We start from the raw sequence: 26,440 nt of genomic DNA, 5'->3' as shown, positions 1-26,440 counted from the left end.
TTAGTTGCATATGAATTACTGTTCCGGTTCAAAAGCACTTATTTCAATATTTTTAGTCTTTGCAAACTCAAATCCCTTTTCCCACCAGGATGTCATTTTCTCCTCATTGAAGATTAGTGAATTTGTTGTCAACACCGTAGGGGTGTAATAAAAATTGATTATTGCATTATTATTATTGGCAACGTATTTTCCAATTCTTATGTTCTGACGCTCAATTCTGTCTAACATAAATGCAAACATACTGGTCAGGAGAGAAAATGCATTCTTGGAAGGCATTCTGTTAAAGTGAGTAACTTCAGTATGCAGAATAATTGCATCTACTTCTGTTGCCCCTCTCATAATGGCCTCTTCAATGGGTACCATACTACCAAGTCCTCCATCAGCATATTCACAACCTTCTTTTCGCACTAAACTCATAAAAGGGGTATAATTGCATGAAATCCAAATCCATTCACAAAAATCCTCATACTCAAAATCTTTAATGGACTTATACTCCACGGCATTTAAGGAGAGATTAGAAACCGTAACTACAATATCCTTGGGTCCGGATTTAAGAATCTCAAATTCTTCAGGTGTGATCGTATTTTTTATAAGTTCCAAAAGGTTGTGGCTTTCACCAAAAGTTCTGCTTCCCCTGTAAAAATTCTTTAGAACATTCCAGTGGTTTATGCCAATATTGGCCACACCGTATTTATTTTGAATCACAAAAGGGCAGTTGCTAAAGATACTGTCCTGATCAACTGAAGTATAAACATCCTTTATTTTTTGAATCTTTTGAAGTGCCAGATGAGAAATGAGCAAGCTACCAGTAGATGTCCCAATGAAAAGGTCATAATTGTGACCTAATTCCTGCATTAAGTATTGGGCAACCCCACCTGCAAAGGCACCTTTACTTCCACCCCCGGATATAACTAAAGCTCTCATTCTACCTCCAGTTTACTTTTAATATAACGCAATTCTTTTCCCTTTAGTTCTTTGGACAATTTTAGAAATCGCTCTTTTTGTTTGTCGTCTTTTAATAACCTCTCTATCAAGTTTCTGGCAAAATTTCTGAATTGCCAGGAATGATGAACCGAGGCATTAATCAAATCCAACAGGTTTTGGTCTGTCAAAGGAAATACCTCAACCAGCAAAGAAAAGGCATTCTGTCGTACTTCAAAGGAATATACAGCCGAGGTATAACCGAATAATTCCTCGGTATAATCTGCCTTCTGTACATCATTTAAATAGTCTTTTGTTAATACCGCCAAAAACAACCAAAGCAAACGCACATTTTTATTAGGAAGGCCAATAATTCCCTTTGTTTTTTCTAAATATGTTATTCTATCATTTGGATAGGATATCCACAAACGGTAAAGTGCATTTTCAATTGTAATATAGCTATTATCTTGTAATAATGATTCAAATTGATTTTTAAGTCCTGATGGAATTCTATCGGCTGTAATACATAAAGCCTGTCTTGTCTGTAAGTCTTTGGTTGTAAAAGCATTTTTTAAAAAGCTTTCGGACAAAGATTTATGATAATCCAGGATGATATTTTCTTTTATCCTGGGTGATGAATTATTGTCCCATACATTTTTAATTAGTTGTTCATTATTGGTGTTACTGGAGGTCAATTCCCATTGAAGTTCAAAATATGTTTTTAAATCCCCTGATGATTCACTAAGTAATTTCTTCACCTTTTCATAGGGGAATTTTGTATCTAAAAGCCAGGTTTGCTCAAATTCCATAAGGTCTGAATCAGTAAATTTTTGCATCTCTCCAATAAAATCAGATATAGTCACATTAGAATACTTGTATTTGTTCAAATACGACTGAATACCTTCCTTAAATGCTATATCACCAAGAATATTTCTAAGTATATGAAGTGCCCAAGCCCCTTTTTCATAAAAGGTTAAACTACTTGCTTTAGGATTCGTTAGAGCTTCTCCTTTTCCCTGGCTGGATAATTTTTGTAGTTGTTTAGCAGATTCATAAAGTTTCCAATAAAAATAATCTTCACCAAATATTTTTTTTTCTGCCAGCTGTGCATAATATGTGGCAAATCCTTCATGAAGCCAGTGATGATTGCCATCTTTTTCAGTTACCAGATTCCCGAACCATTGATGGGCCATTTCATGAGCGTTCACATTTACATAATTCTTATCCACAAAAGCTACCCTGTCTATTACAAACCCATCAGAAAAAATAGTTGTCCCGGTGTTCTCCATCCCGGCATATAAAAAATCGCGTACAGGTATTTGTTTGTAATTCTGCCACGGATAGGCTATCCCGATTTCATCTGAAAGAAAATCAAAAATTTCGGTGCTATACCTGTAAGTGGGTTCTTCTTTTAAGCTGTCCTCTGGATAGTAATAAAGCTCCATAGGAATTCCGCTCTTACTTTTAAACCTATTACAATTATAATTCCCAATTGCAAAAGCAAGCAGATAACTGCTCATTGGCTTGTGCATATCAAAGAACCAGGTTTTCAGAGAATCTTTTAAAAGCGTATCCTTTAATTTACCATTTGCGATAACTTCATACTCCTTATCAAAAGTGATGCTCAAGTCAAACTCAACTTTCTCATTCATATCATCAAAACTGGGAAGCCAGTGACTGGTATATTTTCCCTGGCCCTGAGTCCATATTTGATTATTATCAGGGATTGAGTCATCCCATCCTAAAAAGTAAACTGTTTGCTCTGGAATTGTGTAATAATTCAGTGTTAACTTATAAGTTTTGTCTGCTTTTAGTTTTTTATAAAAAATAATTTTTGCTTTAGTATTTGTATGTCGAACTTTTTTACCATTCAATAAAACAGATGAAAAGTCCATGTTTTTGGCATCTAAAAAAACAGAATCCGTCTTGTTGAGTGCTTTAAAGGAATAAGTTACTTTACCATTTATTCTTTTATAATCTGGATCTGGAGTTATCTCTATATCCGCTTTATAGAAATCAACTGAAGGTTGCGGCTGACTAAATAAAAACCCCGTTAGAAGAAAGAATAAAAGTGAATTAATAAAATTCATAATTCTTATTGTACAATTGTCAGACCAAAATTAGCATTTTGTGGTATTGCAGTTGTATGTAGTAACCATTATTTTCGTTCTATGAATACGAATTATCTTCAAACTCCTGTTACATATTTGAAAGGTGTTGGTCCAAACAGGTCCGAAATGCTACAGGCGGAGCTGGGGATAGTGACTTATCAGGATTTGATTAATCTGTTTCCCAATAGGTATATTGATAAAACAAGGTATTATAAAATTAATGAGTTACAAAGAGGAAATGCTGATGTTCAGCTTATTGGGAAAATCACCCATATTAAAACTGTAGAGCAAAAAAAGGGAAGCCGGCTTGTCGCCTCATTTAAGGATGCTACAGGCGAAATGGAGCTGGTTTGGTTCCGAGGGCAGAAATGGATTCGGGAAAATATTAAATTAAATATCCCTTATGTCATTTTCGGAAGAACTAATTGGTTTAGTGGCAAATTTTCAATGCCACACCCGGAAATGGAATTACTTTCTGAGCATGAAAAAGGGATAAGGGTGTCGTTGCAACCTATTTATCCCTCCACAGAAAAACTAAGTGCCAGGGGGATTACAAATAGAGTGATAAGCAAATTAGTGCAACAATTGTTTATAGAAACAAAGGGAGAATTTAAGGAAACCCTCTCCCCTACTATACTTGATGAACTCAGGCTCGTCTCAAAAACTGAGGCCATGTTCAATATTCATTTTCCCAAAGACCTTAAATTATTATCAAGAGCACAATTTCGTCTGAAATTTGAAGAGTTATTCTACATTCAATTACAGCTTATCTCAAAGAAATTAATTCGAAAACAAAAATTTAAAGGTCTTCTCTTTGAAAAAGTAGGTGATCTATTTAATAGCTTTTATAAAGACCATTTGCCTTTTGAACTTACCGCTGCTCAAAAGAAAGTCATAAAAGAAATAAGGGCAGATCTCGGTAGTAAAGCTCAAATGAATCGTCTTTTACAAGGAGATGTGGGGTCCGGTAAAACTGTTGTAGCATTAATGACTATTTTATTAGCACTAGATAATGGTTATCAGGCTTGTTTAATGGCTCCTACTGAAATATTGGCCAACCAGCATTTCAAAAGTATCAAAGAATTGCTGGGAGATATTGGGGTAAGTATAGCTCTACTCACCGGATCAGTTAAAAAAGCCAAGAGAAAAGTTATTCATGAGCAACTAGAAGATGGCACGCTTGATCTTCTCATTGGTACTCATGCAGTATTAGAAGATAAAGTACAATTTAAAAATCTGGGGTTAGCTATAATTGATGAACAGCACAGGTTTGGGGTTGCTCAAAGATCGAAATTATGGCATAAGAATGAGGTGCCTCCACATATATTGGTAATGACTGCAACTCCAATTCCAAGGACCTTGGCTATGAGCCTTTATGGGGATCTTGATATTTCAGTAATTGATGAGCTACCTCCCGGAAGAAAAGCTGTGAAGACCGTACACAGATTTGACAAAAACCGATTAAAAGTGTTTCAATTCTTGCGAGATGAAATAAAGAAAGGAAGACAGATATATATTGTTTATCCGCTTATTCAGGAATCAGAAGCATTGGATTATAAGGATTTGATGGATGGCTATGAGAGTATCGCACGCGATTTTCCACTCCCGGAATATCAGATTTCAATAGTGCACGGCAAGATGAAACCACAGGACAAAGATTATGAGATGGAGCGCTTTGTTAAAGGGGAAACAAATATAATGGTGGCTACAACAGTCATTGAAGTAGGTGTTAATATCCCCAATGCCTCCGTTATGATTATAGAAAGTGCAGAACGCTTTGGACTATCCCAATTGCATCAATTAAGAGGTCGTGTAGGCCGTGGAGCTGAACAGAGCTATTGTATCCTTATGACCAGTTTAAAATTATCTTCAGATGCCAAAACCAGACTCGAAACCATGACCAGTACCAATGATGGATTTGAAATTGCGGAAGTAGACCTTAAACTTCGTGGACCTGGTGATCTTATGGGAACACAGCAAAGTGGCATTTTAAATCTTAAAATCGCAGATATTGTTAAGGATAACGATATCTTAAAAACTGCCAGATACTATGCCGTAAAGATTCTTAATGAGGATCCCGGATTGCAGAAAGAAGGAAATAAACAAATTAGATATGCGTATGCCCAATTAATGAAGCACAAGAATATCTGGAATTATATAAGTTAAGAGCCGGACTTAATCCGGCTCTTAATATTACTTATAATCAGGAAGACATTTAGTTAATCCCTTCGCCGTTTTCTAGTTTGGTTATATTGGCAGCAATGGCATCCTTATTTTGCTGATCTGGTGCTCTCTGAGCAGCAATTTTCAAATGCTTTAAAGCAGTCTTATAATTGCCCATAGCAGAATAAGCTCTGGCTAATCCATAATCAACAGGCCATTGCCCTTTATTCTTCTTTGAATTCATTTTAAAGACTTCAAATGCTTTTTCTTTTTGATCTTGCGCTATTAATTGCCTTCCATATCCATGGACCTCAAATATTGTGGCAAGCCCTAAAGCTTCATCCATAACGGCATCTGCTTCAGCTGTTTTTCCCTGCTTAGTAAGAATTTTTGCTTTTATACTAAGATTGTTGAAGGTCTTTTGACTAAAAAACATTCCTGCAATAGTGGCGTCTATCCACCCAAGTGCCTCATCAAGATCACCACCATTATTCAAAGAAAAATTAGCTGCCTGCTCCCAGGTTCGACGGTTAAATCCAGGAGAATTCTGCAGTTTATGCCGAATGTCTGCCAGCACAATATTGGTTACATCTACTTCAATTTTAAAAGGTATTCCTTTCTTTTCCCAGTTTAAGGAAGCTATTGCAGAATTGGCTTCAACCTCAGAAAATTGGTAAGTCAATTCCTCAGTATGTGGAATTTCTTTTGTCATTACATCAACTCTTAGCACATCTTCAGAAGGTTGGTAAAAATAACTGCCCCAGGCCTTGAAGTTTTTTGAGAATATTATAGTCGCCTTGTTGTCTTCATGAATTATCATGTGAAGTCCATATTTTCCTGCACTCAAAGGTTGCCCTTCAATCTTAACGTCATCTGTAAATTTGATTACGGTGTTTTCATTAGCGCCTGCACGCCATGGGGATTCTTTAGCTGTCCCAAAACCCAGATTGTTCATCCCGTAGGGTACCAATTTACCCCATACTTCGCGATCTTTTACCGCTGGCCTTGAATAGGAAATTGAGATATCAGATATACCTATTCGTTGTGATACTTTTGCCTTCTGACTTCCCCTGGGCAGATCTAATTGCGCAAAACCTTTAACGCAGAAAAACATTAGTATCACCAGAAAAAATGCCGAACTATTCATGTATTTTTTTTTCATCACTTAGTTTGTTTAAATATTAATTGTATAGTTAGATTTCATTAAAGATAGGTATAGCCTTTTCTTGAAATCGTTACAGTAATGTTAAACCACAGGCGGGCCATGTTAAACTGGAATAACACATAAATTCTATACAAACTTTCACATACAAATAATAAGATAGATTAGTGACTCCTGTTAACATAAAACTGAAAAGTGGACACACCTGACTTATACCATTGATTTTCAATATTTTATATTACTTAATAGCTAATTGAACATCGTAATTTAGAATCACATTGTTTTACCCCCTTTTACTTGTATTTCATACATTTGTTAGCTGTGCTAAAAAGCTATTTATTAGTTATTTGAATATTATATGAAAAAAACACTATTTGATAAAGTTTGGGACTCACATGTAGTCAAAAAAGTACTGAATGGACCTGACGTATTGTTTATTGACCGCCATCTCGTTCATGAAGTAACAAGTCCGGTTGCATTTTTAGGTTTAAAGAATAGAAAAATTAAGGTTCTATATCCGGAACGTACTTTTGCCACGGCAGATCATAATACACCTACATTAAACCAACATCTACCGGTTAAAGACCCCTTGTCCGCAAATCAACTTAGGGCATTGGAACAGAACGCAAAAGAACATCAAATTCCTTATTGGGGACTAGGTCACGAAAAAAACGGCATTGTCCATGTAATTGGCCCTGAGAATGGAATTACATTACCAGGATCAACAATTGTTTGCGGTGACTCTCATACTTCTACGCATGGTGCTTTTGGTGCCATAGCTTTTGGTATTGGGACTTCCGAGGTAGAAATGGTTCTGGCAACCCAGTGTATTATGCAGCCTAAACCTAAAAGTATGCGTATTACAATAAATGGCAAATTAAATAATGCCGTTACTCCAAAAGATGTCGCTCTCTTTATCATTTCTAAATTGAGCACTTCAGGGGCTACTGGATATTTTGTTGAATACGCAGGAGATGTCTTTAAAGAGATGTCTATGGAAGGACGTATGACTGTATGCAATTTAAGTATTGAAATGGGTGCGCGTGGAGGCATGATCGCTCCGGATGAAAAAACATTTGAATATGTTAAAAATCGAGAGTATACACCAAAAGGTGAGGCATGGAATAAGGCAATGAGCTACTGGGAAACATTATATACAGATGATGATTCTGTTTTTGATCACGAAATCACATTTAGCGGTGAAGATATTGAACCAATGATTACCTACGGAACTAATCCGGGAATGGGTATCGGAATATCAGGTGGTATCCCTAAATCTGATGCTATTGAGGGCGGTGCATCTACATATAAGAAATCTCTTCAATATATGAATTTTGAAGAGGGAGACAATATGCTGGGGAAAGAAATAGATTTTGTTTTCCTTGGAAGCTGTACCAATGGCAGGATAGAGGATTTCAGGGCTTTTACGAGTCTGGTTAAAGGAAGACAAAAGGCCAAAAATGTAACTGCCTGGCTGGTTCCCGGCTCACACAAAGTGGAGGACGCTATTAAAAAAGAAGGCTTGCTGGATATCCTGAATAAAGCTGGTTTTGAATTAAGAGAACCAGGCTGCTCTGCTTGTCTTGCCATGAATGACGATAAAATTCCGGCTGGCAAATATGCTGTAAGTACGTCTAACAGGAATTTTGAAGGAAGACAGGGGCCCGGGGCAAGAACACTTCTTGCTAGTCCTTTGGTAGCTGCCGCAGCAGCAGTAACAGGTAAAGTAACAGACCCTAGGGAGTTGATGGCGTTTGAAACAGCCTAATATTTTTTTAATAATTAACTGATACAACTACTAATGGCATACGATAAATTTAAAGTTTTAAGCAGTACAGCTGTTCCACTTCCAATAGAAAATGTGGATACTGATCAGATTATCCCAGCAAGGTTTCTAAAGGCAACCGAACGCAAGGGTTTTGGGGATAACCTTTTTCGCGATTGGAGATATCAATCTGATAATACTCCCAAAGAACATTTTGTACTGAACAACCCAATTTACAGCGGGAAAATATTGGTTGGTGGGAAAAATTTTGGATCTGGTTCTTCTAGAGAACACGCTGCATGGGCCATCTATGATTATGGTTTTCGGTGTGTCGTAAGTAGTTTTTTTGCGGATATATTCAGAGGTAATTGTATGAATATTGGCGTTTTACCTGTTCAGGTAAGCCCTAACTTTCTTACAAAGATTTTCGAGGCGATTGAAGCTGATCCAAATACTGAATTTGAAGTCAATCTTCCGGAACAAAGTTTCACTATTAAGACAACGGGTGAAAAGGAAAGTTTCGAAATAAATGATTACAAAAAGGAAAACTTACTCAACGGATTTGACGATATTGATTATTTACTAAACATAAAGACAGAAATTGAGACTTATGCTAAGGACACGCCTCTTTAACATTTAAGTTAATTAATACTTCATAAGCCATTTACTTTTAGCATGAACACAAGGAAGATTGAAATAATGGATACCACATTGAGGGATGGTGAGCAAACTTCGGGTGTGTCTTTCACTGCAACGGAAAAGCTTACGCTTGCAAGACTTCTTTTAGATGAATTAAAAGTGGATCGCATAGAAATTGCATCTGCCAGAGTTTCAGAAGGTGAATATAAGTCGGTGGAACAGATAGCCGACTGGGCCAAGAGCGTAGGGTATTTGGATCGCATTGAAGTACTTACATTTGTAGATAATGGTCTTTCACTAAAATGGATGGAAAAGACCGGAGCCAAAGTACAAAACCTATTAACCAAGGGATCTTTGAATCACCTCAAGTATCAACTCAAAAAAACACCTGAGGAGCATTTTTCAGATATTGCCAATGTACTTAGTCTGGCAGAAAAACAGGGAATTACCACAAATGTATATCTCGAAGATTGGAGCAATGGGATGCGAAATTCCCCTGACTATGTTTTTCAATATCTCGACTTCCTTACTAAACAACCAGTTAAAAGAATATTATTACCTGATACTCTGGGCATTTTGACTCATGGAGAAACTTTCGATTTTATTTCGCAAATTGTTACTCGCTATCCTGATATCCATTTCGATTTTCACGGGCATAACGATTATGACTTAAGCGTTTCAAATGTTATGGAAGCACTGAGGGCAGGTTGTCATGGATTACATCTGACTATAAATGGCATGGGAGAACGTGCTGGTAACGCTCCATTAGCAAGTGTAGTAGCGGTGATAAATGATTTCATGCCGGAAATTGAGATTAATGTGGAGGAATCTTCGCTATATAATGTGAGTAAACTTGTATCAACATTTACAGGATTTGGAATTCCGGCAAACAAGCCGATTGTTGGTGACAATGTATTTACACAAACAGCTGGAATACATGCAGATGGAGATAATAAAAATAATTTATACTTTAACGATTTATTACCCGAACGATTTGGTAGAAAACGCAGATATGCTCTGGGTAAAACCTCCGGAAAGGCCAATATTCAAAAAAATCTTCAGGAATTAGGTCTTACATTAAATGATGAAGAAATTAAAAAGGTCACCCAACGTATTATTGAATTAGGTGACAAAAAGGAGAAAGTTACTAAAGAAGACCTTCCATATATTATTTCAGATGTTTTGGATAGTGAGTCTTATCAACAAAAAACATTTGTTAAGTCGTATGTGCTTACCCATTCAAAGGGACTTAAGCCTTCAACTACTGTAGCGGTGGAAATCGAAGGCCAATCTTATGAGGAAAACGCCCAGGGAGATGGCCAGTTTGATGCCTTTATGAATGCTCTAAGAAAAGTATATCAATCCAAAAAAATGGAACTACCTGTTCTTATAGACTATGCTGTGCGTATACCTCCCGGAAGTAACTCTGATGCCTTGTGTGAAACCATAATAACCTGGCGGAACAAAGGGAATGACTTTATCACTCACGGGCTGGATTCAGATCAAACAGTTTCCGCAATTAAGGCGACTGAAAAAATGTTGAATATCATTTAAATTATCTCTATAAAGACAACTATTTTCTACTAATTAGATCCAAGTAATAATATGAAATTAAATATAGCACTCTTGGCCGGAGACGGAATTGGACCCGAAGTGATAGATCAGGCGGTAAAAGTTTGTAATACCATTGCAACAAAGTTTAATCATGAAATAAACTGGAGGCCGGCATTGACTGGCGCTGCTGCGATTGACGCTGTAGGGGACCCCTACCCTGATGATACACATGAAATATGTGCCACATCAGATGCGGTACTATTTGGCGCTATTGGTCATCCTAAATTTGACAATGACCCTTCTGCAAAAGTGCGCCCGGAACAAGGTTTATTGCGAATGAGACAAAAACTGGGATTATTTGCTAACGTAAGACCCACTTTCACCTTTCCGTCTTTAATTGATAAATCCCCGTTAAAAAGGGAGCGGATAGAGGGTACCGATCTGGTATTTTTAAGAGAACTTACAGGTGGTATTTATTTTGGAAAACGAGGAAGGGAAGATAATGGAGAAACAGCTTATGATACCTGTACATATACCCGAAAGGAAGTACAGCGTTTGGCTAAAAAAGGTTTTGAAATGGCTCAAAAACGCTCTAAACGCCTCTGCTGTGTGGACAAAGCGAATGTTTTAGAATCATCCCGTCTATGGAGAGAAACCGTACAGGCTATGGAAAAGGATTATCCTGATGTAGAGGTTTCCTATGAATTTGTTGATGCTGTGGCTATGCGGCTTGTACAGTGGCCAAGTGAATACGATGTACTTATTACTGAAAACCTGTTTGGTGATATTCTTACAGATGAGGCTTCTGTAATATCCGGCTCTATGGGATTAATGCCTTCTGCTTCAATTGGAGAGAGTATAGCCTTATACGAACCAATTCATGGGTCTTATCCGCAAGCTGCCGGCAAAGATATTGCGAATCCTTTGGCAACAGTTTTGTCTGCGGCTATGTTATTTGATGGATTTAATTTGTCTGATGAAGCTGAGGCAATACGCAAGGTGGTTAATAAATCTCTTTCTGAAGGTATAGTTACTGAAGACCTAGCCGAAGGAGGAAAAGCCTATAAAACAAGTGAAGTTGGAGACTGGCTCGCTTCAAATATTTAGGAAGAAATATATTTAATTTTCCAGGTCAGTTTTTGGGTTTCCACAATTAATTTTATACATATCAGATTGATATTTATAAAAGATAATCGGTGCTAATAAAGTTGGATAACTTGGTTTCCAATAACTTTTCGAGAATTTCATTATTTAACTCCGTATCCTTCGAGGCTACAAACGTCCTTATAGAGAACGATCGCAATGCGTCGTGAACGCTCAATGTAGCAACCGCAGAATCCTTTCTCCCTGTGAAGGGGTAAACATCTGGTCCGCGTTGGCAGGAGCTATTCAAATTTACCCGACATACCAGATTCGCCAGGTTGTCTATTAAAGGAGCAAGGGTGTATACATCACTACCGAACAAACTTACCTGTTGCCCATAGTTAGATTCAGCCATATCATCTAATGGTTCCTGAATATCTTCAAATGAAAGGATGGGAATCACAGGTCCAAACTGCTCTTCTTCATATACTTTCATATCCTTAGTCACAGGGTAAAGGACAGCTGGCCAGATATAATTATCAGAATGTTCTCCTCCTTTTGCGTTCAGAATTTGCGCTCCTTTGTCCAGCGCATCATCAATTAAATCTTGTATATATGCCGGTTTATCCGGTTCAGGTAAAGGGGTAAGAGTTACTCCCTTATCCCATGGATTACCAAACTTAAGTTCATCTACTTTTTTTGAGAATTTTTCAGTAAACTCTTCCACTAGTTCCTTATGTACATATATAACTTTAAGTGCGGTACAGCGCTGACCGTTAAAAGACAAAGCGCCGGCCAGACATTCATTTATAGCCAAATCCAGATTTGCATCGTGTAATACAATAGCGGGATTTTTTGCTTCCAGTCCTAATACAAGTCGCAAACGGTTGCTTTTTGGATGCTGGTTTTGCAATGCATTTGCAGATGAACTATGCCCTATTAAAGCCAGGACATCTACTTTACCTGTCTTCATTATAGGACCCGCAATAGCACGCCCACGCCCGAACAAGACATTGACAACGCCTTTCGGAAAACTATCTTTAAATGCTTCTATTAATGGTGAAATCAAAAGCACTCCTTGCTTCGCAGGCTTAAAAACTGCGGTATTTCCCATGATAATTGCCGGAATAAGCAAACAGAAAGTTTCATTCAAAGGATAATTATAAGGTCCAAGACATAATACTACACCAAGAGGTCCGCGCCTTATATGAGCATAAACTCCGCCATTCTTATCAAATTTCGCGGAATTACGATCCAGTTCCTTATAATCTTCAATAGTATCGTAGATGTATTCTATAGTCCTGTCGAATTCTTTTTCAGAATCTGGTAAAGTTTTACCTATTTCCCACATTAAATATTTGACCACCTGATTCCTTTTGGTCTCCATTATACGGACAAATTTTTCCATACATTCTATCCGATCTCTGACCTTCATAGTTGGCCATACACCCTGCCCCTGGTCATATGCTTTAACGGCAGCATCTAATGCCTCTATAGCCTCCTTTTCGGCCATGTCCGGAACTGAACCAAGTAATGTTGGCGCATATTCAGACGTACTTGAGATAGTAGAGTAAACATCGGTCGTGGCACCATCCCACTCTTTTAATTCCCCATTTACTAAATAAATCTTTTGATTTATTGGCTCATTAATACGAAATGCCTCAGGAATTAGCGATACGGTTGTTTCCATGTTGTCTTTTGTCTTAAAAGCTTAGAATAATTTAAATACGGCTGAATTATGTTTATCTAAACGATGGGTTTCATCGCAGTCATGGACTCCCTTAACCTCGTTCCAATAATCTCAACCGGATGCTCACGAAGGGCTTTATTTACTGCTATTAACTTGGCGTTATCCACACCATTGCCCTTTCCTTGGCCATATGGGGTGCCAATAACATCAATATCTACTTTTTTCATAAAATCACCTAGTAAAGGTTTACAGGCATGATCAAATAAATAGCAACCATATTCTGCAGTGTCAGATATTACCCTATTCATTTCAAATAATTTCTTTCTGGCAATGGTATTAGCTATTAGCGGTGTTTCGTGCAATGATTCATAATACGCAGATTCTCCTATTATTCCGGATTCTGTCATAGACTCATAAGCCAGCTCCACCCCTGCCCTCACCAAGGCAACCATAAGCACACCATTATCATAATATTCCTGTTCAGAAATTTCATCATCGCCAGCAGCTGTTTTTTCAAATGCGGTTTCTCCCGTTTCCGCACGCCAGGTCAACAGGTTTTTATCATCATTTGCCCAATCTTCCATCATTGTCTTAGAAAAATGCCCGCTCATAATATCATCCATATGTTTATGGAATAATGGCCTCATAATATCTTTTAGCTCTTCTGATAACTCAAAGGCTTTTATTTTTGCAGGATTAGACAAGCGGTCCATCATATTTGTGATCCCGCCATATTTCAAACCCTCTGTTACTGTTTCCCAACCGTATTGAATAAGTTTAGAGGCGTAGCCCGGGTTAACTCCCTTCTCTATCATTTTATTAAAGCAAAGAATGGATCCTGTTTGTAATAAACCACACAGAATTGTTTGTTCTCCCATTAAATCAGATTTTACTTCCGCTACAAATGACGACTCCAATACACCGGCTCTATTGCCACCGGTAGCTGCTGCATAGGCCTTAGCCTGCTCATAACCCTTCCCTTCCGGGTCATTATTAGGATGAACAGCCATCAAAGTTGGCACGCCGAAACCTCTTTTGTATTCTTCTCTAACTTCTGATCCGGGACATTTTGGCGCAACCATAATAACTGTTAGATCCTTCCTTATTTGCATCCCCTCCTCTACAATATTAAATCCGTGAGAATAAGACAATGTTGCTCCTTTTTTCATTAAAGGCATTACTGCATTTATTACAGAAGTGTGCTGCTTGTCCGGGGTTAAGTTAATGACAAGATCTGCGTCGGGCACCATATTTTCATAGGTTCCTACATTAAAACCATTTTCACTTGCATTTTTATAAGATTGGCGTTTTTCCTTAATAGCTGCCTCTCGAAGCGTATAAGAAATATCCAATCCAGAATCCCTCATATTTAAACCTTGGTTTAAGCCTTGTGCACCACAACCGACAATAACAATCTTTTTTGATTTTAGAGCATTAATCCCATCCGAAAATTCGGTAGAGTCCATAAACCGGCATTTACCTAATTGTAATAATTGATCTCGTAAGGATAGCGTATTGAAATAATTTGTCATGTTTAATATTTGTTATTTTTTATTGAATAAGATTTATGATTGATGGAATTCATTAATAATTGGAGTGATAGGCATTGTAGATTTTGTTACCGTAATTCTCCCTGAACGTACGAATTGCATTATTCCATAAGGTTCAAGTTCATCATGCATTTCATCAATCTCATGTCTTCTGCCTGTTTTAGCCAAAACAAAATACTCCCTGGATACCGTTACAATTTTGGATTTACTCGCCGAGATGATATTCTGTATCTGAGGTTCGTCAAACAAAAGATGTGAAGCAATTTTAAATAGAGCAGATTCCTGATAAATGGTCTCCTCATCTGTATGATAAAATGCTTTAATAACTTCAATTTGCTTCTCAATTTGTCCTACTATTTTACGTGTCCAATCTTCTGTAGTATTGATGACAATAGTAAACTTGGATACATGCTCAATTTCAGATTTTGAAACATTTAAACTTTCTATATTGATGTGTCTCTTTAAGAATATACCAGATATTCTATTGAGCATTCCAACATTATTTTCGGAATAAACCGATATGGTAAACCACTTTTTTTCCATGCTTATTTATTTTAAACGAATATCTGAAACCGATGCTCCGGAAGGGATCATCGGGAAAACATTATCTTCATTTTCAACACTCACTTCCAGAAAGAATGGCTCTTTTGAGGCCATCATAGCCTGCACCGCCGATTTAAGGTCCTTGCGTTCTTCTACCTTTTTTGCTTCAATACGATATCCTTCAGCTATTTTTACAAAATCCGGATTGGTCATTACCGTTGAAGCATATCTGCTCTCAAAAAATAATTCCTGCCATTGCCTTACCATCCCTAAGTGACCATTGTTTAAAACAACAATTTTTACTGGTGTCTTATTCTGAAAAATAGTCGCTAATTCCTGAATAGTCATTTGAAAACCCCCATCTCCGATAATTGCAACCACTTCCCTGTCCATAGCACCCATTTTGGCACCAATAGCAGCAGGAAGTGCAAAACCCATGGTCCCCAAACCTCCTGAAGTAATATTACTTTTAGTCTGTTTGAACTTGGCATACCTGCAGGCTATCATTTGATGCTGACCTACATCGGTAACTATAACCGCTTTATTTTCTGAAGCCAGATTTATTTCTTCAACCACTTCACCCATGGTTAGACCATCTTTGGTTGGGTAAAGATCACTTTTAATTACGGCTTCATATTCTTCTTGATAACACTTTTTGAACTTATTATGCCATGCATCATGATTATTTTCTTTAATTAATGGCAGTAATAAATCGAGTGATTCTCTTGCATTACCTAAAATGGCTACATCCGCTTTTACATTTTTATCAATCTCCGCAGGGTCAATTTCAAAGTGAATTACTTTTGCTTGTTTTGCATAGGTCTCCAGATTTCCTGTAACCCTGTCATCAAAACGCATTCCTATGGCTATAAGAACATCACATTTATTGGTAAGTACATTAGGGCCATAATTCCCATGCATCCCTACCATCCCCACATTTAAGGGATGATCCGTATCCATAGCTGATAAGCCCAAAATGGTCCACGCAGCGGGGATTCCGGCTTTTTCAACCAATGCTTTAAGTTGCTCCTCTGCTTTTCCAAGAATTACACCATGACCAAATACTATAAAAGGTTTTTTTGCATTGTTTATTAATTCTGCCGCAGATTCAATTTTTGCAATCTCAGGCTTTGGGTCAGGCTTGTAGCTTCGGACTGCTATACAACGACTGTAACTAAAATCAAACTCTTCAAATTGCGCGTTCTTTGTAATATCAATTAATACAGGGCCTGGACGACCCGATTTTGCTATAAAAAAAGCCTTTGCCATAATTTCAGGAATCTCAGAAGCTTTTGTAATCTGATAATTCCATTTGGTAACCGGGGTAGATATACCAATTATATCGGTTTCCTGAAATGCATCGGACCCTAGCAGATGCCGGGGTACCTGACCCGTAATACAAATCATTGGAGTAGAATCTATCTGAGCATCTGCGAGACCGGTTACTAAGTTTGTTGCTCCGGGGCCAGAGGTTGCTACCGCAACACCCACTTTTCCCGTAACACGGGCAAAACCCTGTGCTGCATGAGTCGCTCCTTGTTCATGCCTTGTAAGCACATGTTGAAGTTTATCCTGAAACTTATATAGCTCATCATATACAGGCATAATAGCACCACCTGGATAGCCATATATCAAATTCACATCTTCTGCAAGAAGACAATGGATAATTGCTTCAGCACCGCTGATTCTTATTGAAGTCTCCTCGTGTGTCTTCGATTTTTCTTCCTTTAATGTTTGCATACGCATTATTTTTTATTAAATGCTATTACTTTCTTGGCCTTATCTTTATCAAAATTTGGTATGAAAGCTTAAAATTCATCTGTTACGCAACCCTGCGAGGCCGATGAAACTGTTTTTGCATATTTATATAAGCTTCCTCGATTAACTTTAAGTGGCGGTTGCACCCATTTTGACTGTCTTTCACTAATTTCTTTTTCGGTCAAATCTACTGAAATACTGTTTTTTTCTGCATCAATTGTAATAATATCGCCGTCTTTCAGCAAAGCAATCGTACCGCCATCCTGAGCCTCAGGAGAGATATGCCCCACTACAAAACCATGGGTTCCACCGGAAAAACGGCCGTCGGTAATTAATGCAACATTTTTTCCAAGTCCTGCTCCCATAATCGCAGCTGTTGGTTTCAACATTTCCGGCATACCAGGTCCTCCTTTAGGTCCTTCATATCTTATAACCACCACATCTCCATTTTTTACCAATCCTTTACCTATTCCATCATTTGCCTTGAATTCATCATCAAAAACTTTGGCCGGACCAGTAAAATAAAGTCCTTCTTTGCCTGTTATTTTCGCTACCGCTCCGTCTTTTGCCAAATTCCCATAAAGAATACGCAGGTGTCCTGTTTCTTTTATTGGATCTTTCAGTGATTTGACTACTTTCTGACCGGGTTTCAAATCTGGTAAATCTGCTAAGTTTTCGGCAATTGTTTTACCGGTAACGGTTAAGCAGTCGCCATGTAGCATTCCATTATCAAGCATAAATTTCATTACAGCAGGAGTACCTCCCACACGATGAATATCTTCCATCAAATATTTTCCACTAGGTTTTAAGTCGGCCAAAAAAGGAGTTGTATCACTTATTTTTTGAAAATCATCCAGGGTAAAATCAATTTCAGCAGCTTTCGCAATTGCTAAAAAATGCAATACCGCATTTGTGGAACCTCCCATAACCGTTATTAGGCGAATTGCATTTTCAAATGACTTACGTGTAATAATATCACTCGGTTTAATATCCTCTTCTATTAAATGCCCTATTGCCTTGCCTGAATTAATACAATCCTGGTGTTTTTCCTTGCCAATGGCAGGATTTGAAGAGTTATAGGGCAATGCCATGCCTAAGGCTTCTATTGCCGAGGCCATAGTATTGGCAGTATACATACCGCCACAAGCCCCTGCCCCGGGACATGCATTTTGGATGACACTTTTAAAATCTTTATCATTCATAGTCCCGGCAACTTTCTCACCCCAGGCTTCAAATGCAGAAACAATATCGAGTTTTTTATCCTTAAAACACCCTGAAGCAATGGTCCCTCCATAAACCAAAATAGAAGGTCTGTTTAAGCGGATCATAGCCATCAAGGCACCCGGCATATTTTTATCACAACCAACAACGGTTACCAGGCCATCATAATTCATTGCCTGAACCACTGTTTCCATAGAATCGGCTATAATATCTCTTGAGGGTAATGAATAGCGCATTCCGTAAGTTCCCATTGAAATTCCATCGCTAACTCCAATGGTATTAAATACTAGTCCTACTAAATTATTTTGTTGAACTCCCTGCTTTACTTCCTGTGCCAGATCGTTCAAATGCATATTACAAGGATTTCCCTCGTAGCCAGTACTTCCGATTCCAATAAAAGGTTTTTTTAAATCCTCCTCCTTTAATCCAAGTGCATACAACATTGCCTGGGCAGCAGGTTGAGTTGGATCTTGTGTTACATTTTTACTGTATTTGTTCAATTCCATTAAATAGGTTCTCTTTAAATCTTTATAGCTCTTAATTGCTATACTTTTCAAAGATAATTGTTTAAAAAAGTTGATGTTTTTAACAATTAGTGCTGGTTCAAATTCAATAAAACATTTATTTGATTAGTTCATTGATTTTCAACTATATAAGAGCCTCATATATCCCATATTCAATAAATGGTGAAGTGTCTTTAATAGGCTTATTTTGAATTACATTTTATGTCAGTTCAAATATTTGTATGTGAAAATGTATAATCTTTTCTTTGCGGTATTAGATATTATACATAGTTATGAAAATAGAAAAAACAGTTACGGAAGCTATAACCTTCAGAAGGTCTGTACGTATTTATAAACAAGAAGATGAAATTGATTCCAAAGCGGTAAAGAAATGTCTTGAGAATGCTGTTTTGGCACCTACAAGTAGTAATTTACAATTATGGGAATTTTATCATATTACAAGTAAAGATGTCCAAAAGAAGATAAGTGCTGCATGTTTTGACCAACCTGCTGCTAAAACAGCTAAACAATTGGTCGTAATTGTGGCAAGAAAGAATCTTTGGCGGATAAGAGCAAAAGCAAATCTTAATTTTTTAAAGAAGAATTTTGGTGATAAGCCGATTGAAGATTACGACAGCAGGGAAAAATTTGCAATAACCTATTACAAAAAGCTTATACCTTCACTATATATTGACTTTTTAGGTGTTTTGGGACTGATGCGCTATTTAGTTTTTAACCTGGTAGGGCTCTTCAAACCGGTTTACAGACAGCTTCGAAACTCTGATATGCGCATTGTTGCCCATAAAAGTGCCGCATTGGCCGCTCAGAACTTTATGATCTCTATGGCAGCAATTGGTTACGACACTTGTCCTATGGAAGGATCAGATACCTTGCGGATAAAAAGAGTTTTGAACTTACCCAGAGGTGCTGAAATCAATATGGTTATCGCTTGTGGTGTGCGAGATCCGAAAGGTACATATGGTCCACGCTTCAGGATCCCTTTTCAAGAAGTATATAAAGAAATCTAGTGCCTTAAAGGGTGAAGGGAAACCTTATCCCCAAATTTCTTTTGAGATAAGAGTGCAATTGATTTAGTTGCCAATTGAAGCACCCTGGGGTATCCGCCGGTTGTTTGCCCGTCTCGCATCAATATGATTAATTTACCGGCAGGTGTTAATTGAACAGTTCCGGGCAGGGTTGCAGAAGTTAGCATCCTGTGAGAATGTGCTCCTATTAATTCTTCAAGCTGATAGGCCATCCGGTTATTTTCCTTGGCTATGGTGAATTTATTAGTAAATAATAACTTTAATTGATCATCCGTTAATATTTTATATTCAGGACCTTGAAGCACAATCAATTCATGCTCCTTATGCCAGGCTTCTGGTTTTATATGACTTATTTTTGGAGAATATTCCGTATGCTTTTCAATGGGTATTTCCATTCGTTCCTTAATACGATTCTTATCAGTAATTGGCTTGTAGAATGATCTGCTCCTTAATTTAACTTCTGTCAGAAAGCCGCCTTTAACAGCCAGGTAACTTCTAAAACCATTAATTAGTTTTCCAAAGGATAATACATCTCCTTCATTGGCTCTATGTACTTCATAGGAATTGATAGGAATACCATTTAAAGTCGGGGACATTTCAGCTCCGGTTATAGAGAAAAAACTCGAAGTATGAAATTCAAGTTCAGGACCTGTCATCGTGATTTCCATCAAGGCATCCATTTCCTCATTCTCCAATAAAGAATTTGCTACGGAGGCGGAGTAATTATCCATACATCCACATACAGGAACTCCTTTTTCACGGTAACCAAACCTCCCAATATCCTGAATTGTGGTAAAAAACCCTGGACGAATCACTTTAATCATCTATCTTGATTTTATCGAGGTTATATATTCCAACCTCCGCCTCTATTTTATGCAAATCATATTCTGCGCGGGAAATAGCATAGAATTGAATCTGATCTCCTACATTTACAAAGCAAGGGGTTTCAAGATTCACATTAAAAAGAGATATCGGACAATTTCCTATAATATTCCATCCACCCGGAGAATCTTGTGGATATATCCCGGTTTGTCTACCTGCAAGGCCAACAGAACCTTTATAGACCTGGAGCCTGGGTACAGATTTTCTTGGGGTTTCCAATTCTTCGGGTAAACCCCCCAAATACATAAAACCAGGTAAAAATCCAATGCCGTAAACAGTGTAAATGTGATGCGTATGTGCCTTAATAGTATCTTCAATACTCTTACCTAAAGTTGTGGAAACTTCTTCCAGATCAATGCCAAATTCAAGGTCATAACAAACAGGCAATTTCCATAAAAAACGTTGAGGAGTTCCACCAGCCTTCCTGTTCTTATAACATTCCTGTAATAGAAATTTGGTTTTAGAAAAATCTATTTTATTCTCCCGATTAATTAAGGTAAGGGAGTTGTAGGCCGGGACTAATTCCCAATTAATAGCGTCTTTAAAAACCAATTTGAAACTTTCAGCAAAACCAAGGATATCATAAAGAATAGCTTCTGACACCTCATTTGGCCATTCTATCAAAATTGCATCTTCTCCAAAAGGTCTAATTGATATGGGATAGGAACTCACTTTTTTAGAAAAATATGCTGCTTAGGCAATTCGTCCGAAAGATACATTAATATTTGTAAAGCTGTAGCTGTATCACCATGAATACAATAAGTGTCTGCTTGAATTGGCATTTGAACACCATTCAAGGTAAATACCTCGTTATTTATAACCATTGATATAATATGATCCAGTACTTTTTTTGGCTCTTCTATCATGGCTTGTGACGAACGCCTAGAAACAAGACTTAAGTCCTCATTGTAATTCCGATCACCAAAAGCTTCGAGGGATATTTTATAGCCTTTTTTGCGAGCTTCTTCTTCTATAACTGAACCATATGGCAGGTATAATAAAACATCGTCCTTATACGCCAGGATACTTTCCAAATAAATAGTAGATAACTCCAAATCCTCGGCAATATCATTATATAGGGCTCCATGCGCTTTAATATGATGCAGTTGCATTTCGGCCTTGCTTAAAATAACTTCTAATTCTTTAATTTGTTTCCGAATACTGGCTTTTAGAAGGTTCTTTTCTATTTTCATTGATTTGCGACCAAAATTATCTCTATCCGGATATGAAGGGTGCGCACCTACTTTAATTCCAAACTTTTTGGCCAACTGTACTATTTCAGACATAGTGGTTATATCACCTGCATGACCACCACAAGCTATGCTACAGGAACTAATATGCGGAAAAAGGGCACTTTCATTGCCTATACCTTCTCCCACGTCACAGTTAATATCTATAAACACTTTGCCGATCATATTATTCCAAAAACACTGAAAATACTTTTAGCCCCAAGAACTATTACTAAAATAATGATAATAATTGCAGGTACGTTCTGCCAAAAGGAATTCTTAAAGGTTCCAAGTACGGAAGGTTTATTTACTATCCAAATCAAAATTATTCCGATAATGGGCAGCAGCAGCCCATTGGCAACCTGTGCAAATTGTATTATAACTATTGGCCTGATTCCAAAAGAGAGTGAAATCACCCCAATAAAAAGAACTACCATCCAAACAATCCTAAACCGGGCATCTGTTACTAGAGCATTCCACGCAAAACAACTGTTAGCTACATAGGCAGCTGCTAAAGGGGCCGTAATTGCTGAGGTAATCCCTGCTGCAAAAAGACCAATTCCCATTAAATATTTCGCACTTTTACCATATAATGGCTCTAAACCTTTGGCCAGATCCAATGCATCTTTAACTTCTGTTGAATTAATAGCCGCCGCGGAAATAATAATAGCAATTGAAACAAGTCCTCCGAGGCCAATGGATAAAAAGGTATCTCTTCGGACACTTTTAAGATCGTCTGAAGAATTCCATTTTTCCCTTATCAATGAGGCATGTAGAAATAGATTATACGGAACCACAGTGGTTCCTACCAAAGCGATTATATTAAATAGGCTGTCATTGGGTATGGAAGGAATAAATAAGCCCATTAACATTTCCTTTATATCTGGTTTAGTAAAAAGAGCAGTTAAAACAAACGAAACACTCATCATCAACACAAGTGAAATAAATACCTTCTCCAAGGTTTTATAAGATCCTAAATACAACAACATAAAGGCAATAAAGCCAATAATCCATGGATATAATGGCACATAATTAGAGCCAAATAAGACTTGTAAACCCAAGGTAGCACCACTTATATTACCTGCCTCGTACGCAGTATTACCAATTACTATAGCGCTAAGTATAATACCCATAACAAGGTAACGCAGCCAGGGAATCGTTAATTGATCTCTTATAACCTCTGCAAGCCCTTTCTGCGTAATAACCCCGACTCTGGCAGACATTTCCTGCAGAATAATCGTGGCAATAATGGAAAGAAGCATAGCCCAAAGCAATGCATATCCAAATCCAACACCGGCAATTGTGCAAGCTGTTATTGTACCCGGACCGATAAATGCAGCAGCAACTAATACCCCTGGGCCAAATTTCTTGAACATTTAATTGTAATAAGTTAAAGATGGAGGAGTAAATATAGACTCTTTAAAGAATAATGGCGCTCCGAAATTCAATTTTAATTGAAAGAAATTTTAACAAAAAAAGTGCAGTTCGTCTAAAATATTGCAGTTCGTCTAAAAGTGAGTTGTCATACATCGATAAAATATAATATTCCAAAAAACTCTGGGTTATAACTATCCCAAATTAAAAATTTACTTACTTAAGCATGACGTGTATAGAATGTAAAAAAGAACTTAGTTATTTGGATCATAAAACTGCCATGGAATCTTATGGTGTAGAATTATGTTCCAAACATAAAAAGCGCATGGATAAACTCATCAGGCAAAATAACACCCCAATAGAAGCTATAAAGCTTTATTATGGGCTTAAACAAGCCGGAGTTCATCCAATGTTAGAATGGTGGGACGGTAAAAAATCAGTAGATATTGCATTTTCAAGGGTCAAATTAAATATAGAAATCGATACTGAATATCAAATGCTTACCCATGAACAGGCAATGAACGATCTGGAAGAAACCATGCACTCATTTCAAAATGGTTTCACCACCTTAAGAATTCCTAATATGGTTATTAAGCATTATTTAAAGGAAACAGTAAATAATATATTGGGTATCAAAGAAGGTTTAAGGGCCAATATCAAAGTAATCTAATTGTGTTTTAACTAAACCCCGGAAATTATGGAGGCTAATAATTCATATACAGAAAGATCATATAAATTGAGTAAACTTATTCTTTTTCTTTTAACTTTTGCTGCATTTGCAATTGTAGTTAACATTAACCCCGTGTTTTCAAGATACCTTTTTGGTTTACCAATAATCCTTTCAGGTATTTTAGGTGTAGTTGGCACAATCATCCTTTATAAAGGTCGCAATGAACCTATTAATGAAAAGAAAATCATTGCCATAACTGTTAATTCCGCAATGGTAATTCTGATTGTAACCATTTTTATTTCCAATACCCTCTACTAAATTACATAGTTTTAAATTCTCTGATCAGAAACAGGTAATTTGATAGCAGTAAGGCTTTTTAAAATAATTTCTTATACTTCTGACTGACAGATTCCTCACTTTTATTTGAGATTTAAACAGGTGATATAAGTCTAGAATATTATTTCCCTCAGGCTTTAATTAATATCCAAACTTATTCTTTAATTATTCTTTGTAACTTATTTTTCATAATTTCAGAACATGAAAAATATAGATAGAAGGCAATGGTTAAAAACAGTAGGTTTAACGAGCAGTTTCGCATTATTAGGGGGATTAGAAAGTATGGCGCTGGATTTTCCTCTGCGAACTAAATTAGCCGATTCAATGGTATTGCTTAATGCCAACGAGAATCCTTATGGTCCTTCCGAAAGGGTCAGAAAAATACTTACAAATTCGTTTGATGAAGCCTGTAGATACCCGTTTAGAAGTTTATCCAGTTTAGTTGAAATGATTGCCTTAAAGGAAGGTGTTACAAAGGATCATGTGGTTGTAACAGGTGGCTCCACAGAAGGCCTAAAGGCGGCCGGTCTTGTTTACGGACTGGGTGGTGGCGAGATTATTTCTGCAGATCCTACTTTTCAAGCCATGTTGCGTTATGCGGAAACATTTAAGGCAAAAATACATCGCGTCCCTTTGAATGAAAATATGGAACACGACTTGCCTGCAATGGCCGAGAAGATAAATAAGAATACCAGGCTTATTTTTATTTGCAATCCAAATAATCCAACCGGTACTCTCCTGAATAAATCAAGTTTGCTGGATTTCTGTAAGTCACATGATAAAGATGCAGTAATATTTAGCGATGAAGCCTACTATGATTTTATTACGGAACCCGATTATCCTTCAATGGTAGAGTTGGTAAAAGAAGGAAGAAATATTATTGTCTCTAAAACCTTTTCAAAAGTTTATGGTCTTGCCGGATTACGAGTTGGTTACTTAATTGCCAGGCCGGATATTGCCCGTAATTTGAAATCAGCTGTAATGGCAAATACAAATATTCTGGCAATTGAAGCAGCCAAGGAAGCTTTGAGAGATGATGAATTTTACAAGTTTAGTGTTATGCAAAATTTTAAGGCAAAATCACTTATCTATCAGCATCTTGATGATTTAGGTTTGGAACATATAAAATCGCACACCAATTTTGTCTTTTTTAAAACCGGTAGGCCAATTCAAACTGTGATCAATGATATGAAGAAGCATAATGTTCTGATAGGGCGCCCTTTTCCACCTTTAAACAATTGGGCTCGTATTAGCACTGGAAGATTGGAGGATATGGAAACATTCGGCAAAGCTTTAAAACAAGTAATGAGCTAAAATATTTTATTCCACACTTCTCTTTTATACTATAGCATTCAATAGAACTCTTTATGATGGAAAGTACAGAACTACATAATGAAAATGCTTTACATAAACACACCGGGTTTTTAAAGAAATATGAAAAATATTTAGGTGAGTTCGTTTATGGCGGAATAGATGGTTGTGTAACCACTTTCGCTGTTGTAGCGGGCTCTGTAGGTGCGGGCCTTGATAGTGCTATAATAATAATTCTTGGATTTGCAAATTTGCTGGCAGATGGGTTCGCTATGTCTGTTGGAGCTTACTTATCCAATAAAACAAAAAAAGATAACTATAATAAGCACAAACAAATAGAATATTGGGAAGTTGATAATCTTCCCGAATTGGAAAAAGATGAAATAAGGGTTATATACAAGGAGCAAGGTTTTGAAGGAGAACTTTTAGAAGAAGTAGTGAACGTGATTACCAGCGATAAAGACCGATGGGTAAATGTAATGATGAAAGAGGAATTAGTAATGTTTGATGAGGATAAATCTCCTGTAATAATTGGTGGTGTTACGTATTTGTCATTTATTATCATAGGTATAATTCCACTTTTGGTTTATGTGGTGGATTACATTTACTCACTTGAAAGTAATCTTTTTCTTCTTTCTTCCATATTAACGGCAATTGGTTTTATCATAATTGGTTGGCTAAAGGCATTTGTTAATCAGACACCTTTCTGGAAAGGAATATTAGAAACATTACTATTGGGCGGTATTGCTGCAATAGTTGCCTATTTCATTGGAGATTTTCTGGAGAGCATAATTATTAATTGAATATAATAGGGTTTATTCAGCAGTAAATGAGGCCTTTTCAACGAATATATCTACCTAAAATCGGGTTTCTTACCCTTAAAAGGAGGAAAAGTATTACTATAGACCTCTTAATTATTTATTAATAAA

General features: G+C 37.1%; 22 protein-coding genes. 10 read left to right on the top strand and 12 right to left on the bottom strand.

The genetic code is table 11. The annotated features are described in order from the left end of the window. Positions 1–15 precede the first annotated feature (15 nt). On the bottom strand, positions 16–924 hold the full coding sequence (locus ABJH90_RS01995) for a patatin-like phospholipase family protein (RefSeq protein WP_348141896.1): 909 nt from the start codon (positions 922–924) through the stop codon (positions 16–18). After that, on the bottom strand, positions 921–3,011 hold the full coding sequence (locus ABJH90_RS01990; RefSeq protein ID WP_348141895.1) for a M1 family metallopeptidase: 2,091 nt from the start codon (positions 3,009–3,011) through the stop codon (positions 921–923). The genes ABJH90_RS01995 and ABJH90_RS01990 overlap by 4 nt, the downstream gene beginning before the upstream one ends. An 81-nt stretch (positions 3,012–3,092) precedes the next feature. Between ABJH90_RS01990 and recG the strand changes: the two genes are divergently transcribed. Then, positions 3,093–5,198: an ATP-dependent DNA helicase RecG gene (gene recG / locus ABJH90_RS01985; RefSeq protein WP_348141894.1), complete on the top strand. Its 2,106-nt coding sequence runs from the start codon at positions 3,093–3,095 to the stop codon at positions 5,196–5,198. A 49-nt stretch (positions 5,199–5,247) separates the two neighbouring features. Here the strand turns inward: recG and ABJH90_RS01980 are convergent, their stop codons facing one another. Beyond that, positions 5,248–6,357 carry a DUF2911 domain-containing protein gene (locus ABJH90_RS01980; RefSeq protein ID WP_348141893.1) on the bottom strand — a complete coding sequence of 370 codons (1,110 nt, stop codon included), beginning with the start codon at positions 6,355–6,357 and terminating at the stop codon, positions 5,248–5,250. A 358-nt stretch (positions 6,358–6,715) separates the two neighbouring features. On the opposite strand from ABJH90_RS01980, the gene leuC reads away from it, so the two are divergent. The 4 genes from leuC to leuB are packed head-to-tail and all read left to right on the top strand — an operon-like array spanning position 6,716 to position 11,422. Continuing rightward, a complete protein-coding gene (leuC, locus tag ABJH90_RS01975) occupies positions 6,716–8,125 on the top strand; it encodes a 3-isopropylmalate dehydratase large subunit (RefSeq protein WP_348141892.1) in 1,410 nt (469 codons plus the stop codon). 33 nt (positions 8,126–8,158) lie between these two features. Then, on the top strand, positions 8,159–8,755 hold the full coding sequence (gene leuD / locus ABJH90_RS01970; protein ID WP_348141891.1) for a 3-isopropylmalate dehydratase small subunit: 597 nt from the start codon (positions 8,159–8,161) through the stop codon (positions 8,753–8,755). 42 nt (positions 8,756–8,797) lie between these two features. Then, positions 8,798–10,315, top strand: coding sequence for an alpha-isopropylmalate synthase regulatory domain-containing protein (locus ABJH90_RS01965; RefSeq protein WP_348141890.1), 1,518 nt, complete (start codon positions 8,798–8,800; stop codon positions 10,313–10,315). 51 nt (positions 10,316–10,366) lie between these two features. Continuing rightward, positions 10,367–11,422, top strand: coding sequence for a 3-isopropylmalate dehydrogenase (gene leuB / locus ABJH90_RS01960; RefSeq protein ID WP_348141889.1), 1,056 nt, complete (start codon positions 10,367–10,369; stop codon positions 11,420–11,422). A 73-nt stretch (positions 11,423–11,495) separates the two neighbouring features. On the opposite strand, the gene ABJH90_RS01955 is transcribed toward leuB, so the two are convergent. The 5 genes from ABJH90_RS01955 to ilvD all read right to left on the bottom strand — a co-directional run bounded on the left by ABJH90_RS01955 (position 11,496) and on the right by ilvD (position 18,666). Next, the gene (locus ABJH90_RS01955) at positions 11,496–13,088 is read right to left on the bottom strand and encodes an NADP-dependent glyceraldehyde-3-phosphate dehydrogenase (RefSeq protein WP_348141888.1); all 1,593 of its coding nucleotides are present in this window, start codon (positions 13,086–13,088) and stop codon (positions 11,496–11,498) included. A 56-nt stretch (positions 13,089–13,144) separates the two neighbouring features. Then, positions 13,145–14,620, bottom strand: a complete 1,476-nt coding sequence (gene ilvC / locus ABJH90_RS01950) for a ketol-acid reductoisomerase (protein WP_348141887.1) — start codon at positions 14,618–14,620, stop codon at positions 13,145–13,147. Between the two features lie 33 nt (positions 14,621–14,653). After that, positions 14,654–15,181, bottom strand: a complete 528-nt coding sequence (ilvN, locus tag ABJH90_RS01945) for an acetolactate synthase small subunit (protein WP_348141886.1) — start codon at positions 15,179–15,181, stop codon at positions 14,654–14,656. 6 nt (positions 15,182–15,187) lie between these two features. After that, positions 15,188–16,921 carry a biosynthetic-type acetolactate synthase large subunit gene (gene ilvB, locus ABJH90_RS01940; RefSeq protein WP_348141885.1) on the bottom strand — a complete coding sequence of 578 codons (1,734 nt, stop codon included), beginning with the start codon at positions 16,919–16,921 and terminating at the stop codon, positions 15,188–15,190. Between the two features lie 68 nt (positions 16,922–16,989). Further along, entirely contained in the window at positions 16,990–18,666 is a 1,677-nt protein-coding gene (ilvD, locus tag ABJH90_RS01935) for a dihydroxy-acid dehydratase (RefSeq protein WP_348142786.1), read from the bottom strand. A gap of 290 nt (positions 18,667–18,956) precedes the next feature. Between ilvD and ABJH90_RS01930 the strand changes: the two genes are divergently transcribed. Further along, complete coding sequence (locus ABJH90_RS01930; protein WP_348141884.1) at positions 18,957–19,691, top strand: nitroreductase family protein; 735 nt, start codon at positions 18,957–18,959, stop codon at positions 19,689–19,691. Here ABJH90_RS01930 and ABJH90_RS01925 read toward each other — a convergent pair. Genes ABJH90_RS01925 through ABJH90_RS01910 form a run of 4 tightly spaced genes read right to left on the bottom strand, consistent with a single transcriptional unit; the run spans position 19,688 to position 23,196 of the window. Then, entirely contained in the window at positions 19,688–20,533 is an 846-nt protein-coding gene (locus tag ABJH90_RS01925) for a biotin-dependent carboxyltransferase family protein (protein ID WP_348141883.1), read from the bottom strand. The two genes, ABJH90_RS01930 and ABJH90_RS01925, sit on opposite strands and share 4 nt — an antisense overlap. Then, positions 20,526–21,263, bottom strand: coding sequence for a 5-oxoprolinase subunit PxpB (pxpB, locus tag ABJH90_RS01920; RefSeq protein ID WP_348141882.1), 738 nt, complete (start codon positions 21,261–21,263; stop codon positions 20,526–20,528). The genes ABJH90_RS01925 and pxpB overlap by 8 nt, the downstream gene beginning before the upstream one ends. Next, complete coding sequence (gene pxpA / locus ABJH90_RS01915) at positions 21,260–22,006, bottom strand: 5-oxoprolinase subunit PxpA (RefSeq protein ID WP_348141881.1); 747 nt, start codon at positions 22,004–22,006, stop codon at positions 21,260–21,262. Before pxpA ends, pxpB begins: the two co-directional genes overlap by 4 nt. Further along, positions 22,003–23,196 carry an Nramp family divalent metal transporter gene (locus ABJH90_RS01910; protein WP_348141880.1) on the bottom strand — a complete coding sequence of 398 codons (1,194 nt, stop codon included), beginning with the start codon at positions 23,194–23,196 and terminating at the stop codon, positions 22,003–22,005. Before ABJH90_RS01910 ends, pxpA begins: the two co-directional genes overlap by 4 nt. A gap of 224 nt (positions 23,197–23,420) precedes the next feature. Here ABJH90_RS01910 and ABJH90_RS01905 point away from each other — a divergent pair, with 224 nt between their 5' ends. The 4 genes from ABJH90_RS01905 to ABJH90_RS01890 all read left to right on the top strand — a co-directional run bounded on the left by ABJH90_RS01905 (position 23,421) and on the right by ABJH90_RS01890 (position 26,314). Continuing rightward, positions 23,421–23,864 carry a hypothetical protein gene (locus tag ABJH90_RS01905; RefSeq protein ID WP_348141879.1) on the top strand — a complete coding sequence of 148 codons (444 nt, stop codon included), beginning with the start codon at positions 23,421–23,423 and terminating at the stop codon, positions 23,862–23,864. 27 nt (positions 23,865–23,891) lie between these two features. Beyond that, positions 23,892–24,182 carry a hypothetical protein gene (locus ABJH90_RS01900; RefSeq protein WP_297692177.1) on the top strand — a complete coding sequence of 97 codons (291 nt, stop codon included), beginning with the start codon at positions 23,892–23,894 and terminating at the stop codon, positions 24,180–24,182. A gap of 219 nt (positions 24,183–24,401) precedes the next feature. Beyond that, on the top strand, positions 24,402–25,514 hold the full coding sequence (locus tag ABJH90_RS01895; RefSeq protein ID WP_348141878.1) for a histidinol-phosphate transaminase: 1,113 nt from the start codon (positions 24,402–24,404) through the stop codon (positions 25,512–25,514). Between the two features lie 53 nt (positions 25,515–25,567). Then, positions 25,568–26,314 (top strand): VIT1/CCC1 transporter family protein, encoded by a 747-nt coding sequence (locus ABJH90_RS01890; protein WP_348141877.1) that lies wholly within the window; start codon positions 25,568–25,570, stop codon positions 26,312–26,314. Positions 26,315–26,440 lie beyond the last annotated feature (126 nt).

The organism is Eudoraea sp. (assembly GCF_039969275.1).
In the GTDB taxonomy this organism is placed as follows: domain Bacteria; phylum Bacteroidota; class Bacteroidia; order Flavobacteriales; family Flavobacteriaceae; genus Eudoraea.
This window is presented reverse-complemented; position numbering and strand designations above follow the sequence as displayed.

What these genes read in the sequence shown, in the direction of transcription:
- ABJH90_RS01980 (WP_348141893.1), bottom strand. Translation starts at nt 6,357, where the DNA reads ATGAAAAAAAAATACATGAATAGTTCGGCATTTTTTCTGGTGATACTA.
- ABJH90_RS01900 (WP_297692177.1), top strand. Translation starts at nt 23,892, where the DNA reads ATGGAGGCTAATAATTCATATACAGAAAGATCATATAAATTGAGTAAA.
- ABJH90_RS01890 (WP_348141877.1), top strand. Translation starts at nt 25,568, where the DNA reads ATGATGGAAAGTACAGAACTACATAATGAAAATGCTTTACATAAACAC.
- ABJH90_RS01955 (WP_348141888.1), bottom strand. Translation starts at nt 13,088, where the DNA reads ATGGAAACAACCGTATCGCTAATTCCTGAGGCATTTCGTATTAATGAG.
- ilvN (WP_348141886.1), bottom strand. Translation starts at nt 15,181, where the DNA reads ATGGAAAAAAAGTGGTTTACCATATCGGTTTATTCCGAAAATAATGTT.
- ilvB (WP_348141885.1), bottom strand. Translation starts at nt 16,921, where the DNA reads ATGCAAACATTAAAGGAAGAAAAATCGAAGACACACGAGGAGACTTCA.
- ABJH90_RS01930 (WP_348141884.1), top strand. Translation starts at nt 18,957, where the DNA reads ATGAAAATAGAAAAAACAGTTACGGAAGCTATAACCTTCAGAAGGTCT.
- ABJH90_RS01990 (WP_348141895.1), bottom strand. Translation starts at nt 3,011, where the DNA reads ATGAATTTTATTAATTCACTTTTATTCTTTCTTCTAACGGGGTTTTTA.
- ABJH90_RS01925 (WP_348141883.1), bottom strand. Translation starts at nt 20,533, where the DNA reads ATGATTAAAGTGATTCGTCCAGGGTTTTTTACCACAATTCAGGATATT.
- ABJH90_RS01905 (WP_348141879.1), top strand. Translation starts at nt 23,421, where the DNA reads ATGACGTGTATAGAATGTAAAAAAGAACTTAGTTATTTGGATCATAAA.
- ABJH90_RS01995 (WP_348141896.1), bottom strand. Translation starts at nt 924, where the DNA reads ATGAGAGCTTTAGTTATATCCGGGGGTGGAAGTAAAGGTGCCTTTGCA.
- leuB (WP_348141889.1), top strand. Translation starts at nt 10,367, where the DNA reads ATGAAATTAAATATAGCACTCTTGGCCGGAGACGGAATTGGACCCGAA.
- ilvC (WP_348141887.1), bottom strand. Translation starts at nt 14,620, where the DNA reads ATGACAAATTATTTCAATACGCTATCCTTACGAGATCAATTATTACAA.
- pxpA (WP_348141881.1), bottom strand. Translation starts at nt 22,006, where the DNA reads ATGATCGGCAAAGTGTTTATAGATATTAACTGTGACGTGGGAGAAGGT.
- ABJH90_RS01895 (WP_348141878.1), top strand. Translation starts at nt 24,402, where the DNA reads ATGAAAAATATAGATAGAAGGCAATGGTTAAAAACAGTAGGTTTAACG.
- recG (WP_348141894.1), top strand. Translation starts at nt 3,093, where the DNA reads ATGAATACGAATTATCTTCAAACTCCTGTTACATATTTGAAAGGTGTT.
- ABJH90_RS01965 (WP_348141890.1), top strand. Translation starts at nt 8,798, where the DNA reads ATGAACACAAGGAAGATTGAAATAATGGATACCACATTGAGGGATGGT.
- ilvD (WP_348142786.1), bottom strand. Translation starts at nt 18,666, where the DNA reads ATGGAATTGAACAAATACAGTAAAAATGTAACACAAGATCCAACTCAA.
- ABJH90_RS01910 (WP_348141880.1), bottom strand. Translation starts at nt 23,196, where the DNA reads ATGTTCAAGAAATTTGGCCCAGGGGTATTAGTTGCTGCTGCATTTATC.
- leuC (WP_348141892.1), top strand. Translation starts at nt 6,716, where the DNA reads ATGAAAAAAACACTATTTGATAAAGTTTGGGACTCACATGTAGTCAAA.
- leuD (WP_348141891.1), top strand. Translation starts at nt 8,159, where the DNA reads ATGGCATACGATAAATTTAAAGTTTTAAGCAGTACAGCTGTTCCACTT.